Origin of the sequence: Gilliamella sp. Choc5-1 (genome assembly GCF_001690595.1) — a bacterium.
GTDB classification, from domain to species: Bacteria; Pseudomonadota; Gammaproteobacteria; order Enterobacterales; family Orbaceae; genus Gilliamella; species Gilliamella apicola_M.
On record NZ_LZHH01000016.1, the window covers coordinates 79,785 to 98,649 of the forward strand.

Genomic DNA, 18,865 nt, shown 5'->3' on the forward strand with positions numbered 1-18,865 from the left:
TTCTTTTACTTTTTCAGATGGTGATTTAATTCAATGCAATCTTTATATAAAGAATGGTTTTCAAATATCAGAAATGATGTTCTGTCCGGTGTCGTTGTGGCGCTAGCTCTTATTCCCGAAGCAATTGCTTTTTCAATTATTGCTGGCGTTGATCCCAAAATGGGGCTATATGCAGCCTTTTGTATAGCGGTTGTGACTGCTTTTACTGGTGGCCGTCCAGGTATGATTTCTGCTGCTACAGGTGCAATGGCGTTAGTTATTGCAGGATTAGTTAAAAATCAAGGAGTTGAATATTTACTAGTTGCAACAATCTTATGTGGTATTTTTCAAATTATTGCCGGATTTCTTAAATTAGGAAACTTAATGCGCTTTGTTTCTCGCTCTGTAGTAACTGGTTTTGTCAATGCCTTAGCTATCTTGATCTTTTTAGCGCAACTTCCAGAATTGACTAATGTAACATGGCACGTTTATGTAATGACTATTGCAGGACTTGGTATTATTTACCTTTTTCCTTATGTTCCTAAAGTAGGAAAAATACTTCCTTCACCGCTACTCTGCATTCTTACTCTTACTGGTATTTATATGTATCTGGGAATGGATATAAGAACGGTCGGCGATATGGGAACACTTCCAACAAGTTTGCCTACATTTTTACTTCCAAATGTTCCTTTTAATCTTGATACTCTATTGATTATTCTTCCTTATTCCATTTCATTAGCCATTGTTGGTTTATTAGAGTCAATGATGACCGCAACTATTGTAGATGATATAACCGACACACCTAGTGATAAAAACAGAGAGTGTAAGGGACAAGGTATTGCCAATATCGTAACAGGTTTTTTTGGCGGTATGGCCGGATGTGCTATGATTGGACAATCAATAATTAATATGAAGTCAGGTGGGCGAACACGTTTATCTTCATTCATAGCAGGAAGTGTTCTTTTATTATTAGTTGTGTTTTTGCAAGACTGGGTAAGCCAAATTCCCATGGCTGCGTTAGTTGCTGTCATGATAATGGTTTCAATTGGTACCTTTAGCTGGGAATCAATTAGAAACCTTAAATCATATCCACTTTCAACCAATATTGTGATGCTTTCGACTGTAGTTGTAGTGGTATTTACCCATAACCTTGCTTACGGTGTATTTGTAGGAGTGTTACTGGCATCATTATTTTATGCTAATAAAGTTGCTCATTACCTACAAATTGAAACTAAGCAACACAATAAGGAACAGCACATCTATATCGTGTATGGACAAGTATTTTTTGCTTCTTCCTCAAAATTTATTAGTTCATTTGATTTTACAAAATCAGCAAAAAAAGTAACAATTGATCTTACCCAAGCACATTTTTGGGACATAACTGCTGTAGCAGCTTTAGATAAAGTTGTAATCAAATTCCGCACAGAAGGCGCACAAGTAGAAGTTTTAGGGCTAAATAAAGCAAGTAGCACAATCGTAGGCCATTTTGGGGTTTATAATAAACCAGATGCAAAACAAAAGCTAAATAGCCACTAAATAAATATGCAATAGAAAACAAAGTTTTGCATTTATTATTTAGAAACATGTGACATATACTAATAATAAATGCAATATTTGCCTACATTAATCTTGATAATATAAAAATTGCTTTACAAAATAAACAATTTGTCGTATTTCTGAATACGTTTCAATAAAAATTCGACTTTTACAAAAGTAAAACTTCACTGCCTATTGGCAGTGAATAATATTATGAATAAATAGATTTCAATTGCCAACTGTCTAATTTAGTGATTTTAGCTTGTCCATTTTCAGCAAATAAATTAATTTGGCGTTTTGCAGGTAATTGTGGATAAATACGACTAGTCAAGCTATACAAATCATCATTGACAAAAACCTCGACTGATGAGGCATCAATAAAAATGTGCAAGGTTAATTTATCTGTTTCTGGTAACGACACACTGCGGTAACCTTTTAATTCAAGACCTGATAAGCTCCTATCAAGTACAAGACGATTTGATTGTAGATCAACAAACAGTAATGTTGCTTGTTTACCATCTTCGGTTGCGGCAAGTTGCAAACCAAACCGCTCGGCATCACTTTGAGTTAAATCAAGTTCAACCTTAAGTTCACAGCTAATAGATTGAATATCTGTATTTTTAAGTTGATTTTTTAGGATGATATTATTTAGCGATTGTGGGTTTTCTCGTAATGCTTCAAGCTCTTTAATTGGGCGGTTTCGAACTTTATTATCATGATCTAAAATAAGTTCACGTGGAAGCGTAAACGCGCCTGCCCATTTATCTTTTTTGCTCGGCATGGCAGACTCCCACATATCCATCCAAGCAAAAACAATACGGCGTCCATCAGCAGCAAGAAATGATTGCGGCGCATAAAAATCATGTCCAAAATCCATTTCTTGGAAAGGTTTAATAATAGAAAATGGTTTTCCTGGTTGCCAATCACCAACAATATAACCAGACTGAAAACGATTGCGGTATTGATATCCTTTTGCTTTCATGCCTTGTGGTGAAAACATCAAAACCCATTTATCACCAAGTGGAAAAAAGTCTGGGCATTCAAGCATATAAACGTTCGGATCGATATTGCTGACAACGACCTGATCAAATTCCCAATTTTTTAAATTATCAGAACGATAAAGCAAGACCTCACCCACATCATCAGGAGTTCGTTGACCAACAACCATCCACCATTTACCTTCTTGTTGCCAAACTTTAGGATCACGAAAATGCATAATCCCTTCTTTAGGAACAAGCACTGTACCTTGTTTTTCAAAATAAATACCATCTTTGCTGGTTGCAAGGCACTGGGTTTGGCTAATTTGTGCATCATTACCTTCACCATTTAACCAAATATGACCAGTATAAAGTAGACACAGCTCGCCATGGTTATCAACAGCGGAACCCGAAAAGCAACCACTTTTATCAAAATCTTGATCAGGTGCAATAGCTATTGGTAATCTACGCCATGTCACCAAGTCATCGCTAACAGCGTGCCCCCAATGCATTGGTCCCCAATTTTCATTATAAGGATGATGTTGATAAAAAGCATGATATTGCCCTTTAAAATAGATCAAACCATTAGGATCATTCATCCAACCTGATTGCGGTGCTAAATGAAAATGCGGATAGTATTGCTTATTCATTTCTTTTTCTAAATTTTCAACAGCTTGATTAGCTTTATCAATAGCACTAGACATAAAATCCCCTTTATTCACCCAATATTAAATTGATATAGTTACATAGTACTCTAATTTACCTGTTAACGTTAACTTATGTTAAAATAACAAGCGAAATATGTGATAAATGTCACATATTTTTAATACTAACCATGATTTTTTTGATAAATGATTTAGTCTATTATCAATTTTTGATAACGATATATCAAATAATAAAAACTTAACTCATTTATGCAAAAATAACGATATATTTAGCAAATTAAAACATAACTAACTACAAATTGAGTCATAAAATGAATAATACTAAAGTTTGGTGTCTTGGCGATGCGGTCGTTGATTTATTACCGCTTGTTGATATGAATTATAAAGCATGCGCTGGTGGCGCACCTGCCAATGTCGCAATTGGCATTGCAAAATTAGGGCTTCGATCAGGATTTATTGGGCGAGTAGGCAACGACCCTTTTGGTCATTTTATGGAAAAGACGTTTTGCGAGCATCACGTTGATTGCCAAAGTCTTGAAAAAGATGATCACCACAAAACTAGCACTGTAGTGGTTGATCTAGGTAAAAATGGTGAACGAAGCTTTACTTTTTTAGTTTCGCCATCGGCCGATCAATTTTTATCACAACAAGCTATTCCTAAATTTAACCAAGATATTTTACATTTTTGCTCTTTAGCGCTAGTTGGCCACACTTGCCGACAAACCGTCAAAACGGCAATTAACCAACTTAGCACTCAAAAAGGTTTAATTAGTTTTGATATCAATTTGCGTGAACAAATGTGGGTCGATAAAACCGAAATGCGCATAACAATCAACCAATTTTGCCATGATGCTGATATTCTAAAACTATCTGATGATGAGCTATTTTGGTTAACAGAAAGTGACAATTGGACAATTGCCCTAAACAAACTACAACAGCATTATCATGCACCATTAAAATTAATCACCAAAGGTAAAGATGGCAGTGTTGTATTATGGCAAGATAAAATGTTCTCGTTTAACGCTTATCATGTTAATAGTGTTGACACAACAGGCGCAGGCGATGCTTTTGTTGCAGGATTGCTTAGTAGCATTGCAACATCAGGAATGCCAAACGATAAATTAATGCTAGAAAGTATGATGACTGTCGCCAGTGCTTGTGGTGCACTAGCCACGACCCAAAAAGGCGCGTTAAGCGCGCTTCCTGATAGTGCATTTTTACAATCATTTATTGCTGATAACCCTGCACTATCGGCTAAATTAATGGATTAACACTTAATGCTTATAAAGCTAATGTATGGTGAAATCATCACCATACATTTAACCATAACCGCTAATAAACTAATGCTTGCGATCTTGCCCAATCATCAATAACAAAAACATCGTCAATCATGTTTGGTTCAGGCAGATTAAGCTTGTCTAATACATTTGATACTTGCTTGGCAATATCCATAAAACCAATTTTATTTTGCAAAAAGGCCTCAACCGCAACTTCATTAGCAGCATTAAGCGCCGTGGTAGCCGCTTGCCCTTGATTAAAGGCATCGATTGCCAATTTTAAACATGGATAACGACCAAAGTCAGGTTGTTTAAAGGTTAACGATGAAATTTGCGTAAAATCTAAAGGTGGTACACTTGATGGCACACGATCGGGGTAAGACATGGCATAAGCAATTGGCGTGCACATATCAGGCACACCAAGTTCAGCCACCACACTACCATCTTGATAACGCACCATGGAATGGATGATTGATTGCGGATGAATAATAATTTCCATTTCATCGGCACTGGCATTAAATAACCAACGAGCTTCAATATATTCAAGGCCTTTATTCATCATCGTTGCCGAATCGACAGATATTTTTTTGCCCATCAACCAATTAGGGTGAGCCACCGCTTGCTCGGGAGTAACGTACGCTAGTTTAGCTAAATCCCAATCGCGAAATGGTCCGCCAGATCCTGTTAACACGATTTTAATAATACCATGCTCAGCAAGATTAGCAAAACCTAAATCATGCTGTACCACTGTTGGCAAACTTTGAAAAATAGCGTTATGTTCACTATCCACTGGTAACAACTCAGCACCATACTCTTTAATCGCTTGCATAAATAAATGCCCACAGGTTACTAGCGATTCTTTATTGGCCAACAAAATACGCTTACCTTTTTTAATCGCAGCAAGCGTTGGTCTTAGCCCTGCCGCCCCCACAATAGCCGCCATCACTTGATCGACCTCGGGCAACTGCGCTAAGTCGCAAATGGCTTGTTCACCACTTAACACTTCAATATCCAATTTTAAATTAGCAAGATTTGCTTTTAACTCTGTCGCGACTTGCGCTGTTGTCATGGCAACGTATTTAGGCTTAAAAACCAGACATTGCTCAGTCATTTTGGCAACGTTATTACCTCCTACTAAAGCATAAGCTTTAAATAGATGTGGATTTTGAGCAATAACCGCTAGCGTACTGCAACCAATTGAACCTGTCGAACCTAAAATTGTGATATTTTTCATATTAATACATTAAATCTATATTATGGTTAGCTAAAAAATTAATAAATTCCTTGGTTGGCACTTTATCTGTAATAATTTGATTAAACAGAGTTAACTCACCAATAAAAGCCGGTTTAACTTGATTAAATTTAGTATGATCGGCAATTAAAATAGTTTGACCTGAACGTTGTATTGCTGCACGCTTCATATTAAGCTCATCAAAATGATAACAAGTTACGCCTTGCTTAATATCAATCCCTGCGGCCGAAATAAATGCTTTATTTGGGCAAATCGAATTTAATTCACTATGCTGACCAATAGCACTAAAAATCGCATTATTCGCCTGATAATGACCACCACATAAAATTGTCTTACAATTGGGTTTATTTTGTAATGCTAAAAATGCGTTTAATGAATAACAGATCGCAGTAAAAGTTATTTCATCATCAATGGCATCAATAATAAAAGGAATAGTGGTACCACAATCAAAAAAAACGGTATCGTTTTCTACAATGTATTTACTAGCTATATTGGCAATATATTGTTTTTCATAAACCTGTTTATCTTGTTGGTCTGACAAAAAATACGGGGTAATTTGATGACGAGCATCACTAACAACATAGCCACCCAAAACACTTAGGGAACAGCCAACATGGCTCAAATCTCGGCGAATAGTCATTTCTGAAACGGCCAACAACTTAGCGGCTTGTTTTAAATGAATCTTATCTGTTTTTTTTAAAAGTTGAATAAGATCATTCACTCTTTTTTGTGATTGTGTTTCCATGCTGATCCCATAAATCAATAATAACAAGCTACATAAGTAGCTTATTAATTGATATCATTGATTAATAATCACTGGTCGAAGTTGCATCACCAGAAACAATCGCAATACCAGCACTAGCCCCTAAACGCGAAGCCCCTGCTTGAACCATTTTTTCAGCCGTTTGACGATCACGAATACCGCCCGATGCCTTAACGCCCATCGCATTACCAACGGTATCACGCATCAACTTAACATCCTCAACCGTTGCGCCAGATACACTAAACCCTGTTGAGGTTTTAACAAAAGCAATGCCAATTTGCTTGCATATTTCGCAGACTTTAACAATTTCGTCTTTAGTTAATAAACAGGTTTCTAAAATCACTTTTAATGGCACAGCGCCACAAGCATTAAATACCGCTTCAATATCTTGTTTAACCGCATCCCAATCGTTGCTTTTTAACCAACCCACATTGATAACCATATCGATTTCTTGCGCACCTGCTTTAACCGCCATTTCGGTTTCAAAGGCTTTAGCACTAGTTAGCATTGCACCTAACGGAAAGCCAACTACTGAACACACTTTTACATCGCTACCTTTCAGTAAACTAGCCACTAAAGGAACATAGCCTGAATTTACACAAACTGAATAAAAATGGTATTGTTTAGCTTCTTCACAAAGTTTAGTGATTTGGTCTTTTGTTGCGTTCATTGCCAGTAAAGTATGATCGATATACTTTGCATAATTCATAGTAATGTCCTTAAGTTTTTTAGTTTTGATGTCTAATATAATGAATTTATTAGTTGTAAATGTTATTTTAATAACAGATATAGGGTGATAATGTTATTATAGTAACATTATGGGGGATTGTAGAAAATAGTACAAATAAAAATAGTATTAAACGGTTTGATTCATTTCTGACTCTCCTTTTTGTGTTATAAAATAGCTCAAATGTCAGATTAAGTGAAGACTATTATATACTTTTGGTTTTTTAAATCCCCAAACGGTATACACTCCTGAATATTTTTTACAAAAATAACCAGTAAAATAAACCAATAAACAGCCCACTTTTTAAGCTGTAAAAAACAGCGAATTATCCTCGTTATGATTAAAATAATCCATCATAAATGCACCTGTGTTTTTAAAATTATTTATATAATTTTAAATAGTTAAATACTTTAATATCGATTAATGACGCGCTATTTCAATTAAAGTACCTATCACACTTTTCGGTTTTTAAATGCCCAAACGGTATACACTCCTGAATATTTTTTACAAAAACAACCAGTAAAATAGACAAATAAACAGCCCACTTTTTAAGCTGTAAAAAACAGCGAATTATCCTCGTTATGATTAAAATAATCCATCATAAATGCACCTGTGTTTTTAAAATTATTTATATAATTTTAAATAGTTAAATACTTTAATATCGATTAATGACGCGCTATTTCAATTAAAGTACCTATCACACTTTTCGGTTTTTAAATGCCCAAACGGTATACACTCCTGAATATTTTTTACAAAAACAACCAGTAAAATAGACAAATAAACAGCCCACTTTTTAAGCTGTAAAAAACAGCGAATTATCCTCGTTATGATTAAAATAATCCATCATAAATGCACCTGTGTTTTTAAAATTATTTATATAATTTTAAATAGTTAAATACTTTAATATCGATTAATGACGCGCTATTTCAATTAAAGTACCTATCACACTTTTCGGTTTTTAAATGCCCAAACGGTATACACTCCTGAATATTTTTTACAAAAACAACCAGTAAAATAGACAAATAAACAGCCCCACTCAATGTGAGGCTGCTATTTTTTATTGCTTGGCTGTCTTATATAACTTTAAAGATTAAAAACTAAAAGCTAAGGGGTGGTGCAAACAGCATAAAAGTGGGTGTCGGGGCTTTCGCTGGGAATGGCAACGTTGCCACCGCCCGCGTCAACATTGTACCGAATTCTATCTGCCTCTATCCCGTCACTTGTCCAATAGTTGAGGAAGGAAAAGTACGCACCATAGTAGTCTAGCATGTAGCCCCACTCCGTAAAAAATCCAGCGCCAATTCGACGTTGTAATGAACTATATCCTGACGACGGCTTGGCGCCATCTATGCCATTCCTACAGGGGAAAAACATATGTTTACCACACTTCGCATTGGTTAAATCTTTTACCTTCGGCATGCGATAACCCAAACTATTGCACCATGCTAACTGGTCACTATAAGGTTCAGATTGATAACCACGATTGACGAACCACTTTTGTAGCACAAATCCATAGACTACTTCATTGCCATTATTATCTCTACCCACTAACTCAAACGTCTGCGGTAACTTTGGCTTAGCAATTGGGCTAGGATGAGGATTGTTCCATTCATTTCTTGCCTCTGGACCGGTTAGTGTTACGCGAGCTACCTCTTTTCCTCTCTCCTCATAAGCCTCCTTCTCAGGAGTCCACAAAGTAGTATTTACAACATTTGTCACTGTTGCAGTAATTCCCTCATGCGTGACTGGTTGCCATGTCAATTTATTTATATCTACTCCACTTATAAGTAAATCAAAAGATAAATTATGCGCGCCTGTGGTCGGGAAATTGAGGTAGTATGATTCAGAATTGATTGATTGAACTAAAAAGCCTTTATTCGAATTCCATATGTCAGCAGGGCCTGCATGACCAAACCTTAGAGTTGGCCTTGCATAATTAATAACTTCTGACGGTGGTAGTATTATTGCATCACTACGCTTATCCGTTTGATTAGTGTTATTATTTGCTGCCTGCAATTGCCACGAATATGACAATAACGGCAGTGCCAGTAATGCAATTTTTGCCAATGATTTTAGTGATGATTTAAACCAAAATGTCGAAGGTATAAGTAAGAAAAGTGTAAAAACGTGCCTAATGGCGTTATTTGATAAGCTTAAGGCATAGGTTTGCCAGTGTTCGGTGTTCGGTGTTCGGTGTTCGGTGTTCGGTGTTCGGTGTTCGGTGTTCGGTGTTCGGTGTTCGGTGTTTAACATGGTACTGCATTATATTCCCTCTGTCAAGTAATTCTTTGTTTTATTTGGTTTTTTATACCCGTTCGATCGTTAAATGATCTGTTTCGCTTTTTTAGTGTAATCGTTTGAAAACTATTTGACTAGCCTTTTTGAAAATTTTTTTAGTTTTATTAAGGGTTTTACTAATTGAGTTGTAAAAAACAGCGAATTATTCTTTGTTATGATTAAAATAATCCGCCATAAATGCACCTGTGTTTTTTTAAATTGTTGAGCAGGTCATTGCCAATGGTTGATAAATGGTCGGGTTTTATATACGGACAGTAGCTTTATGCATCAGGAAGGCAAGCCTAAAGGGTTCTTCTACTTAAATCACCAAACGATTGATGGCAAACATAATTTAATTACCGATACCTATGTTATAGCCGGAAATGTCTATGATTCCTAGCCTTATATGACTCGATTAAAACGCCAGTTAGGGCGGTTTGGCTTTAATCCAGTGTTGGGTTATCGTCGCCCACTCATGGTGAGAATCCCAAACAATACCACGGACATCGCCATGCACCATTTAGGGGAAGGGCGCAGGTTCAAATACAGTGTTTATTGGCCGCAACGGCTCAAAATATCAAGAAAATAGCGATAAAGCTAGTTTTGTTACGTTTTTTAGGCCATTTTTTAATTTATTTAATAAAATCCAAATTAAAAATCCTGTTTATGGTTTAAATAAAAAAATAAACCCCGAATTATATCGAGGTTTGTCATCAATCTGAAAACTCGCCTTTTGGTGAGCTTTTTGTCTAAATTAAAGTTTAGTAAAGCGCGAGTATTTCTAAGTTTTTAAATAGACAGTTAAATTTTAGTTGTAAACGTACGAGCAATAACGTCACGTTGTTGTTCTGCTGTTAATGAGTTAAAACGTACTGCATAACCAGAAACACGAATTGTTAATTGTGGGTATTTTTCTGGATGTTGAACAGCGTCTTCTAAAGTTTCACGGCGAAGAACGTTAACGTTTAAATGTTGACCACCTTCAACTTTAATAGTTGGTGCAACATCTAATGGTACTTCACGATATTCGAATTGACCAAGTTCTGCAGTTGGGATAATTTGATCTTCTTTATAAACTGATTTAGCAGCTACACAACGAGCTTCTTTAGTTGTGTCATCTAATAACCAGAAAGAGTTTAGAAGTGCAGCGTTATCTGCTTTAGTAATTTGGATACCTGTAATCATTTTAAATCCTCCTAACGGGCTTTATTACCCTAAAATAATTAAGGTTAATATAGCACTTTAAAAATTTGATTAAAGTCAAAAAAAACTATTGCTTCGATAAGTAATACCTTTAGTTTTAATTTTTACTTTTGTTGGGTTATTATGTCTTAAGTTGAATTAGCTTTTGTTAAGTAATATAGGCATTATTAATGAGTGATATAAAATATGACGATAAATTTAACTTGGCATGATGTTATTGGTGGTGAAAAAGAAAAGCTTTATTTTCAACAAATAATGCAATTTGTGGCTTCAGAGCGAGCCAATGGCAAAGTTATTTATCCTCCTCAGCATGATGTATTTAATGCGTTTCGTTTTACGCCGTTTGATCAAATCAAAGTGGTGATTTTAGGACAAGATCCTTATCATGGCCCAAACCAAGCGCATGGCCTTTCTTTTTCTGTTTTACCCGGAGTTAAAACACCACCATCGTTAGTTAATATTTATAAAGAACTAGCAACTGATATTGATGGTTTTAAAGTTCCTTCTCATGGTTATTTGGCTTCTTGGGCAACTCAAGGTGTATTACTATTAAATAATGTGTTGACTGTTGAAGCGGGGCTAGCGCATTCTCATGCTAAAATTGGTTGGGAAACCTTTACCGATCATGTTATTGCGGCAATTGATCAGTATCTTGAAGGCGTTGTTTTTTTGTTGTGGGGATCGCCTGCACAAAAAAAAGGGCAATTTATTAATCGGCAAAAACATCATGTTTTGACCTCTGTGCATCCATCACCGTTGTCTGCACATCGGGGATTTTTTGGTTGTAAGCACTTTTCTAGAGCAAATGATATTATTATGCAACAAGGTAAAACACCCATTGATTGGCAACCAAAACTACCGGAAGATCATAAATGAGTGCGAATAAAAAACGTCGAACAAGTTTGCAAGAGATCGCCAATTTAATTGGAATTAGTAAAATGACGGTAAGTCGTTTTTTACGCGATCCCAATTTGGTGTCTAAACCTCTCCAATTGCAAATTTCAGCTGCAATTGATGAGCTTGGTTATATTCCTAATAAAGCACCTGATATGCTGTCTAACGCCAAAAGTAATGCAATCGGGGTTGTGTTTCCTTCTTTAACTAATCAAGTTTTTGCCGATATTTTAAAAGGTATTGAAATGGTGACTGATGCTAGCGGATATCAAACCATGATTACCCATACTGGATACAGCGCAGAAAAAGAAGAGTCTCGTTTGCGTTCGTTGCTTTCATATAATATTGATGGATTGATTTTAACCGAAAGAACACATACCCCTGCAACATTAAAGATGATCGAAATGTCTGGTGTACCAGTGGTTGAAATTATGGACAGTGTTTCACCTTGTATTGATATGGCTGTCGGATTTGATAATTTTACTGCAACCAAGAATATGATTGATAAAATGATAGATAAAGGTCGCCGTAATATTGTCTATTTTAGTGCAAGACAAGATCAACGAAGTATTATACGTCAAAAAGGATATGAAAAGGCTATGGAAGAATCTGGATTGACACCTCGAACGCTAGCGACTAAAGAAGCATCATCTTATGAATTAGGAGCGAGATTTTTACATCAAATTTTAATAGAGTTTCCTTCTGTTGATGGTATTTTTAGTACAAATGATGACTTAGCTTTAGGGGTATTACTTGAATGCCAACGGGTGGGGATTGAAGTGCCAAAACAGATAGCGATTGTTGGATTTCATGGACACCAAATTGGTAAATTTATGAATCCCAAATTGGCGTCTATACAGACACCAAGAATTGAGATGGGGAAAATTGCAGCGGAGCTGTTATTAAAACGAATCAACGGCGAGAAGGTTGAGCAAAAAGTGATTGATTTGCCGGTTGAGTATCTAGATGGAGAAAGTATTTAGAAGATAGGGGATAATATTGATAATGATTTAACCTTACCACCTTTAGTGATAAGGTTATTAGTAAATTATAATCCTTTAGGGTTTTCACCGTATTGGTTGCTGCCTGGTGTTGAGTCCATTACGCAGAATACTAATATAATAATACCACCAATGTATGGAATAAATTGTAACAAAACCCACCAACCTGATTTACTTGTATCATGTAAGCGGCGTACAGTAACAGCTAAACTAGGAAGGAATAATGCCGACACTAAGATAGCGGTTATAACTAAGGGACTTCCAATCATTTTATCAATGATTATCGTGATAAAAGCTAAAATAATATAGAATAAAATGAACATCCAATATTCTTTACGACGAGCTCGACCATTAAAATTTGCATAATTTTTTTTTGTAATACAATCAATAAACCAATTCATCCTTATATATATCCTTTTTTGATAAGTTTTGTAAAGTAATTTAGGGTTTGTTATTTTAATGAAAAAAAATCGAAAATAAAACTGATTTTTATCATTGAATTAAATATTTTTTATTTTTTATCAAAATTTATTGCCATTGACTTGTTGATTTCCAGTTTTTATAGAGTGGATATCTATTTTTAAAATTACCGCTCAGTGGTTATTTATACCAACTAATGTCATAAAATTGGCTTAATGTGTGAACAGGATATTAGTACCAAAAGAGTTTTGCGATCTTGATATAGTGAAGTTGGTTGTTTGCTAACGATAAAGCAACAGTAGGTCTACCAAAAAATAACGGTAGTTTGGTGACTAGGCTAATTAACAAACTACATCCCTTTAGGGTTTTCGCCATATTGGTTAGGACCAGGAGTTGAATCGGTACACATAAGTTTTAATAGCGTATAAGGTGTTGCAGTCCAAAAGTACCGACCCGGTTTATCAACATCATGCAAACGGCGTACTGTAACTGCGAAATTAGGAACAAATAAAGTCAACAGCAAGCTCAAAGTTAAAACGAGGTTATTTTTCATCATATTATCAATAATTATCATCAAAATAATTAGAACAATATAGATCGAAGAGAACATCCAATATTCTTTACGGCAAGCTCGCCCATTAAAATTTGCATAATTTATTGTAATACAATCAATAAACCAATTCATTCCCTATCCCTTTTTATTTAATAACTGATAACGATTCTAATGAAAATAAAACGAAAATTAAACTGATTTTTATTGTTGATATTTTTACTAATATTTACACTGTCGATAAACCTGTTGATTTCAGGTTTTCATAAAGTGATAACTATGCTAGAATTATCGCTCAGTGGTTATTTATACCAACTAACAGATTATAGAAAATAACACTGAGGTTCCCTCCATGAAAATAGTTGAAGTTAAACACCCCCTCGTCCGTCATAAAATTGGTTTAATGCGTGAACACGATATTAGCACCAAAGACTTCCGCGATCTTGCCAGTGAAGTTGGCAGTTTATTAACTTATGAAGCAACGGCTGATCTCCCTACTGAAAAAGTCACCATAAATGGTTGGTGTGGGCCTGTTCAAGTAGAACGTATTAAGGGTAAAAAAATTACGGTTGTACCTATTTTGCGTGCAGGCTTAGGTATGATGGATGGTGTGCTTGAGCATGTGCCAAGTGCCCGTATTAGTGTTGTGGGTTTTTACCGTAACGAAGAAACGTTAGAACCTGTTCCTTATTTCCAAAAATTAACCTCGGATATTGAAGAGCGAATGGCTTTAGTTGTTGATCCAATGTTAGCAACAGGTGGGTCAATGGTGGCGACAATCGATTTACTTAAAAAAGCAGGTTGTAAAAATATTAAAGTATTAGTTTTAGTTGCTGCACCAGAAGGTATTAAAGTGCTTGAACAAGCTCACCCTGATGTTGAACTTTATACGGCATCGATTGATGAGAGGTTGAACGAAAAAGGCTACATATTACCTGGACTGGGTGATGCTGGAGACAAAATCTTCGGCACAAAATAAAATCTCAAAATTTAGACCGGTTAATCCGGTTTTTTTATGCCTGTTAATCAGGCAAGTTATACAATAAACTTCGTTAAGTAAGAGAGGCGAGATGTGAGCAATATCACAACAGATAAAACAAAAAATATAACATCACAGCATAAGCATTCATGGCAAGATATTTTTACTGGAGCGCAAATGTTATTTGTCGCATTTGGTGCATTGGTGTTAGTTCCACTATTAACAGGGTTAAACCCAAATGTAGCTCTTTTTACTGCTGGTGTTGGTACGTTGTTATTTCAACTGACAACTAAAGGTAAAGTTCCTGTATTTTTAGCGTCATCATTTGCTTTTATTGCCCCTATTTCATTTGGTGTTGCTCAATGGGGCATTCCTGCCACTTTAGGCGGTTTAGTGGCTGCGGGTTTTGTTTTTATGTTTTTTGCTTTTTTAGTAAAAATCAATGGTAGCCATGTTATTGACCGTATATTACCACCAGTTGTAACTGGACCAATTATTATGGTTATTGGTTTATCATTGGCACCTGTTACTATAGGTATGGCAATGGGTAAAGATAGTGGACTGCAAGCCGAGAATTATCAATTGATTATTATTTCAATGGCATCATTATTAACAACTTTAGTGGTTGCTATTTGGGCAAAAGGTTTTTTAAAATTATTACCTATTATTTCAGGTATTGTAGTTGGTTATACGCTCTCTTGCATGTTTGGTATTGTCAATTTCCAACCTATTATTGACGCACCATGGTTTAAAGTTCCCGATTTCACTTTTCCTGAATTTCACTGGCAAGCCATTTTGTATATGATCCCAATTGTCATTGCGCCAACCATTGAACATGTTGGTGATATTATGGCGATTGGTTCGGTAACAGGTAAAGACTATACACGCGATCCCGGTTTACAGCGTACATTACTTGGTGATGGGCTAGCAACTTCGATGGCAGGATTTTTTGGTGGACCACCGTGTATTACTTATGCAGAAGTGATTGGTGCAGTAACGCTAACTCGTAATTTCAAAACTCGAGTAATGACATGGGCAGCTTTTTGGGCAATTTTAATGTCTTTTATCGGAAAAATTGGTGCATTTTTAAGTTCAATTCCAACTGTAGTAATGGGGGGGATTATGGTGTTACTGTTTGGTTCTATTGCATCAGTGGGCATAAATATTTTAGTTAAACACAAAGTGGATCTTTCCGTGCCTCGAAATATGTGTATTGTCTCATTAGTCTTAGTTTTTGGGATTGGTGGGATGATCTTTGATTTTGGATCTTATACACTGCAAGGTATTAGTTTGTGCGGTATTTTAGCTATTGTGTTAAACCTGATCTTACCTCGTCAAGAAAAGTCGACAGGTACTCATTAAAGTCCTTAAACTCCTTATATATCGTTGGATGTTTTATAGCCAACGATATTTATAATAAATCGCGAAACGGTATAGAATCCTGAATATTTTTTACAAAAAAATAATCTAAAAAACAGCTAGATTTTGTTAAAAACTTTCAGGAAAGTATGTACTTAAGTATCAAAACACACTTATCAAAAAATAAGTGTGTTTTTAGTGATAAGTAGTGATAAGCGGTTTTATTTGATTGGACGCATGGTTGGGAATAAAATTACGTCACGAATTGTATGGCTGTTGGTAAATAGCATCACCGTACGGTCAATACCAATCCCAAGTCCTGCTGTAGGCGGTAAGCCGTGCTCCAGCGCTGTAATATAATCTTCATCATAAAACATCGCTTCATCATCACCCGCATCTTTTTGTGATACTTGATCAGCAAAGCGTTGAGCTTGATCTTCAGCATCATTAAGCTCTGAGAATCCATTACCAATTTCACGACCACCAATAAAAAACTCGAATCGGTCTGTTACAAATGGGTTTTCGTCGTTACGGCGAGCAAGCGGTGATACTTCTGCTGGGTATTCGGTAATAAAAGTTGGTTGAATTAAGTTCGATTCAGCCACTTCTTCAAAAATTTCAGTCACAACACGACCAAGTCCCCAACCTTTTTCAATTTTAATGCCAATTGACTGTGCAATAGCACAAGCTTTATCAAAATCATCTAAGTCTGCATTATTGGTTTCAGGGCGGTAATGGCAAATGGCTTCACGCATGGTCATTTTGATAAATGGTTTACCAAAATCAAACGTATGTTCACCATATTGCACAACAGCATCACCTGTTACCGCAATAGCTAAACGACGGAATAATGTTTCTGTTAATACGATCAGATCTTTGTAATCAGCATAAGCCATGTACATTTCCATCATGGTAAATTCTGGATTATGTCTTGGTGATACGCCTTCATTTCGGAAGTTGCGATTAATTTCAAATACCCGCTCAAAGCCGCCTACAACTAATCGTTTTAGATAAAGTTCTGGCGCAATACGCATATACATATCTAAATCAAGCGCATTGTGATGCGTAATAAATGGTTTAGCTGATGCACCACCCGGAATTACCTGCATCATTGGCGTTTCGACTTCCATAAAGTGGTTTTCAATCATAAAGTTGCGGATTTCACTGACAACTTTGGAACGCGCTTTAAAAGTCTCTCTTGATTCTTGATTGGTGATAAGATCTAAGTAACGTTGGCGGTAACGCATCTCTTGGTCTGCAAGTCCATGAAACTTATCAGGTAATGGGCGAAGTGCTTTGGTCAGTAAACGAATTTCTTCACAGTGAATAGAAAGCTCACCAGTTTTGGTTTTAAATAGGTAACCTTTAGCGCCAACAATGTCCCCTAAATCCCACTTTTTAAATTGCTCATTATAAAAACCTTCTGGTAGATCATCACGGGTAACGTAAAGTTGGATTTGCCCTGCAACATCTTGTAGAGAAACAAACGAGGCTTTCCCCATAATACGACGCATCATCATACGGCCAGCCACAGTTACAATAATTTTCTTTTCAATCAGTTCTTCGTTAGTTTTATCGCCATATTGTTTATGGAGATCACTAGAAATCGCATCACGGCGAAAATCATTAGGGAAAGCAATACCTTGTTCGCGAAGATGAGCGAGCTTTTCGCGACGTACTTTTAGTTCATTATTTAACTCTTCAATTTGGTTTTGTTGATCTTGCTGCTCTGTTGACATAGTTTTACCTTTTATTTATAACCAAGCGGTTTATAAACCTGCTTTTAAGCTTTCTTCAATAAATTGATCTAAATCGCCATCTAATACGGCCTGTGTATTACGAGTTTCAACGCCAGTACGCAAATCCTTGATACGCGAATCATCAAGTACGTAAGAGCGAATTTGGCTTCCCCAACCAATGTCAGATTTAGTCTCTTCCATTTGTTGTTTTTCAGCATTCTTTTTTTGCATCTCAAGCTCATACAGTTTTGCTTTTAACTGTTTCATTGCTTGATCTTTATTGCTGTGTTGTGAACGGTTATTTTGACATTGAGTAACAATACCCGTAGGAATATGAGTGATTCGTACAGCAGACTCAGTTTTATTTACATGTTGACCACCAGCACCTGACGCACGGTATACATCGATACGGAGATCGGCAGGGTTAATGTCGATATCAATATCATCATCAATTTCAGGATAAACAAATACAGAAGCAAACGAGGTATGGCGTCGATTGCCTGAGTCAAATGGACTTTTGCGAACTAGGCGGTGTACTCCAGTTTCTGTGCGTAACCAACCGTAAGCATAATCACCCGATACTTTAATCGTTGCCGATTTGATACCAGCAACATCACCATCCGATACTTCCATCACTTCAGTTGCAAAACCTTTTGATTCAGCCCAGCGTAAATACATTCTAAGTAACATTTCTGCCCAATCTTGTGCTTCAGTTCCCCCTGAGCCTGATTGGATATCTAAATAACAATCTGCACTATCATATTTACCAGAAAACATTCGTCGGAATTCAAGTCCAGCCAGTTTTTTCTCTAACTGTTCAAGTTCAAAATTAGCTTCATCGAAAGTATCTTGATCTTCAGCTTCAATAGCAAGTTCAAGCAAGCCTTCAACATCGTCAAGACCTTGAGTTAATGAATGAATAGTATTGATTATTTCATCAAGTGCAACGCGTTCTTTACCTAACGCTTGTGCTTTTTCTGGATCGGCCCATACTTCGGATTGCTCTAGCTCGGCATTGACTTCTTCGAGCCGTTCTTTTTTTAGATCATAGTCAAAGATACCCCCGAATCACGGCTGTGCGTTCGGTAAGTTCTGCTATCTTTGATTTAACTGGATTAATTTCAAACATGATTTAAATGGAGTTGCTCTGTTTTATGATTTATTAAACAAGCGTCCATTGTAGCGGATTTGGGCATAATTTAGCAATGACCAATTTTAGGCCGATTAGGTTAACTTATTGATAAATTAAAAAATAAAAATGACGCAT

Annotated in this window: 16 protein-coding genes and 1 pseudogene; 7 read left to right on the forward strand and 10 right to left on the reverse strand. The window is 36.2% G+C overall.

All coding sequences use genetic code 11. The features are described from left to right. Positions 1-33: 33 nt before the first annotated feature. A complete protein-coding gene (locus tag A9G35_RS01495; RefSeq protein ID WP_065635385.1) occupies positions 34-1,515 on the forward strand; it encodes a SulP family inorganic anion transporter in 1,482 nt (493 codons plus the stop codon). Between the two features lie 211 nt (positions 1,516-1,726). Here the strand turns inward: A9G35_RS01495 and A9G35_RS01500 are convergent, their stop codons facing one another. After that, positions 1,727-3,196, reverse strand: a complete 1,470-nt coding sequence (locus A9G35_RS01500) for a glycoside hydrolase family 32 protein (RefSeq protein ID WP_065635386.1) — start codon at positions 3,194-3,196, stop codon at positions 1,727-1,729. 272 nt (positions 3,197-3,468) lie between these two features. On the opposite strand from A9G35_RS01500, the gene A9G35_RS01505 reads away from it, so the two are divergent. Further along, positions 3,469-4,428 carry an aminoimidazole riboside kinase gene (locus A9G35_RS01505; protein WP_065635387.1) on the forward strand — a complete coding sequence of 320 codons (960 nt, stop codon included), beginning with the start codon at positions 3,469-3,471 and terminating at the stop codon, positions 4,426-4,428. 61 nt (positions 4,429-4,489) lie between these two features. Here A9G35_RS01505 and ispC read toward each other — a convergent pair whose 3' ends face one another. From ispC to A9G35_RS13040, 4 genes are all read right to left on the reverse strand, one after another. Further along, positions 4,490-5,668, reverse strand: coding sequence for a 1-deoxy-D-xylulose-5-phosphate reductoisomerase (ispC, locus tag A9G35_RS01510; RefSeq protein ID WP_065635388.1), 1,179 nt, complete (start codon positions 5,666-5,668; stop codon positions 4,490-4,492). 1 nt (position 5,669) lies between these two features. After that, entirely contained in the window at positions 5,670-6,431 is a 762-nt protein-coding gene (gene deoR, locus A9G35_RS01515; RefSeq protein ID WP_065635389.1) for a DNA-binding transcriptional repressor DeoR, read from the reverse strand. Positions 6,432-6,492: 61 nt separating this feature from the next. Next, positions 6,493-7,164 (reverse strand): deoxyribose-phosphate aldolase, encoded by a 672-nt coding sequence (deoC, locus tag A9G35_RS01520; protein WP_065635390.1) that lies wholly within the window; start codon positions 7,162-7,164, stop codon positions 6,493-6,495. A gap of 1,116 nt (positions 7,165-8,280) precedes the next feature. Further along, positions 8,281-9,429, reverse strand: a complete 1,149-nt coding sequence (locus A9G35_RS13040; RefSeq protein ID WP_065635391.1) for a hypothetical protein — start codon at positions 9,427-9,429, stop codon at positions 8,281-8,283. A 295-nt stretch (positions 9,430-9,724) separates the two neighbouring features. Here A9G35_RS13040 and A9G35_RS13805 point away from each other — a divergent pair. Continuing rightward, a pseudogene (locus tag A9G35_RS13805) lies at positions 9,725-10,128 on the forward strand (hypothetical protein); the annotation flags it as partial. Between the two features lie 126 nt (positions 10,129-10,254). Here the strand turns inward: A9G35_RS13805 and grcA are convergent. Further along, the gene (gene grcA / locus A9G35_RS01530; RefSeq protein ID WP_065635392.1) at positions 10,255-10,638 is read right to left on the reverse strand and encodes an autonomous glycyl radical cofactor GrcA; all 384 of its coding nucleotides are present in this window, start codon (positions 10,636-10,638) and stop codon (positions 10,255-10,257) included. Between the two features lie 204 nt (positions 10,639-10,842). Between grcA and ung the strand changes: the two genes are divergently transcribed. After that, positions 10,843-11,532: a uracil-DNA glycosylase gene (gene ung / locus A9G35_RS01535; RefSeq protein ID WP_065635393.1), complete on the forward strand. Its 690-nt coding sequence runs from the start codon at positions 10,843-10,845 to the stop codon at positions 11,530-11,532. Continuing rightward, a complete protein-coding gene (gene gntR / locus A9G35_RS01540) occupies positions 11,529-12,533 on the forward strand; it encodes a gluconate operon transcriptional repressor GntR (protein WP_065635394.1) in 1,005 nt (334 codons plus the stop codon). The genes ung and gntR overlap by 4 nt, the downstream gene beginning before the upstream one ends. Positions 12,534-12,598: 65 nt before the next feature. On the opposite strand, the gene A9G35_RS01545 is transcribed toward gntR, so the two are convergent. Next, entirely contained in the window at positions 12,599-12,952 is a 354-nt protein-coding gene (locus A9G35_RS01545; RefSeq protein WP_065635395.1) for a DUF805 domain-containing protein, read from the reverse strand. 368 nt (positions 12,953-13,320) lie between these two features. Then, the gene (locus A9G35_RS01550) at positions 13,321-13,656 is read right to left on the reverse strand and encodes a DUF805 domain-containing protein (RefSeq protein WP_065635396.1); all 336 of its coding nucleotides are present in this window, start codon (positions 13,654-13,656) and stop codon (positions 13,321-13,323) included. Between the two features lie 217 nt (positions 13,657-13,873). On the opposite strand from A9G35_RS01550, the gene upp reads away from it, so the two are divergent. Together upp and A9G35_RS01560 are read left to right on the forward strand one after the other, a co-directional pair. Further along, positions 13,874-14,500, forward strand: a complete 627-nt coding sequence (gene upp / locus A9G35_RS01555) for a uracil phosphoribosyltransferase (RefSeq protein ID WP_065635397.1) — start codon at positions 13,874-13,876, stop codon at positions 14,498-14,500. 126 nt (positions 14,501-14,626) lie between these two features. After that, positions 14,627-15,862 (forward strand): uracil-xanthine permease family protein, encoded by a 1,236-nt coding sequence (locus A9G35_RS01560; RefSeq protein ID WP_065635418.1) that lies wholly within the window; start codon positions 14,627-14,629, stop codon positions 15,860-15,862. Between the two features lie 218 nt (positions 15,863-16,080). Here A9G35_RS01560 and lysS read toward each other — a convergent pair whose 3' ends face one another. Both lysS and prfB read right to left on the reverse strand, forming a co-directional pair. Continuing rightward, positions 16,081-17,598 (reverse strand): lysine--tRNA ligase, encoded by a 1,518-nt coding sequence (gene lysS, locus A9G35_RS01565; RefSeq protein ID WP_065561673.1) that lies wholly within the window; start codon positions 17,596-17,598, stop codon positions 16,081-16,083. A gap of 30 nt (positions 17,599-17,628) precedes the next feature. Further along, positions 17,629-18,727 (reverse strand): peptide chain release factor 2 gene (gene prfB, locus A9G35_RS01570; RefSeq protein WP_141672761.1). Its coding sequence is split into 2 segments (ribosomal slippage): positions 17,629-18,651 and positions 18,653-18,727, totalling 1,098 coding nucleotides; the frame shifts between segments, so codons are not numbered across the junction. Positions 18,728-18,865: the final 138 nt, after the last annotated feature.

Bases quoted from the DNA above. Each gene is read 5' to 3' on its own strand.
- grcA (WP_065635392.1), bottom strand. From the start codon at position 10,638: ATGATTACAGGTATCCAAATTACTAAAGCAGATAACGCTGCACTTCTA.
- upp (WP_065635397.1), top strand. From the start codon at position 13,874: ATGAAAATAGTTGAAGTTAAACACCCCCTCGTCCGTCATAAAATTGGT.
- gntR (WP_065635394.1), top strand. From the start codon at position 11,529: ATGAGTGCGAATAAAAAACGTCGAACAAGTTTGCAAGAGATCGCCAAT.
- ung (WP_065635393.1), top strand. From the start codon at position 10,843: ATGACGATAAATTTAACTTGGCATGATGTTATTGGTGGTGAAAAAGAA.
- A9G35_RS01495 (WP_065635385.1), top strand. From the start codon at position 34: ATGCAATCTTTATATAAAGAATGGTTTTCAAATATCAGAAATGATGTT.
- A9G35_RS13040 (WP_065635391.1), bottom strand. From the start codon at position 9,429: ATGTTAAACACCGAACACCGAACACCGAACACCGAACACCGAACACCG.
- lysS (WP_065561673.1), bottom strand. From the start codon at position 17,598: ATGTCAACAGAGCAGCAAGATCAACAAAACCAAATTGAAGAGTTAAAT.
- deoR (WP_065635389.1), bottom strand. From the start codon at position 6,431: ATGGAAACACAATCACAAAAAAGAGTGAATGATCTTATTCAACTTTTA.
- A9G35_RS01545 (WP_065635395.1), bottom strand. From the start codon at position 12,952: ATGAATTGGTTTATTGATTGTATTACAAAAAAAAATTATGCAAATTTT.
- A9G35_RS01550 (WP_065635396.1), bottom strand. From the start codon at position 13,656: ATGAATTGGTTTATTGATTGTATTACAATAAATTATGCAAATTTTAAT.
- ispC (WP_065635388.1), bottom strand. From the start codon at position 5,668: ATGAAAAATATCACAATTTTAGGTTCGACAGGTTCAATTGGTTGCAGT.
- A9G35_RS01500 (WP_065635386.1), bottom strand. From the start codon at position 3,196: ATGTCTAGTGCTATTGATAAAGCTAATCAAGCTGTTGAAAATTTAGAA.
- A9G35_RS01505 (WP_065635387.1), top strand. From the start codon at position 3,469: ATGAATAATACTAAAGTTTGGTGTCTTGGCGATGCGGTCGTTGATTTA.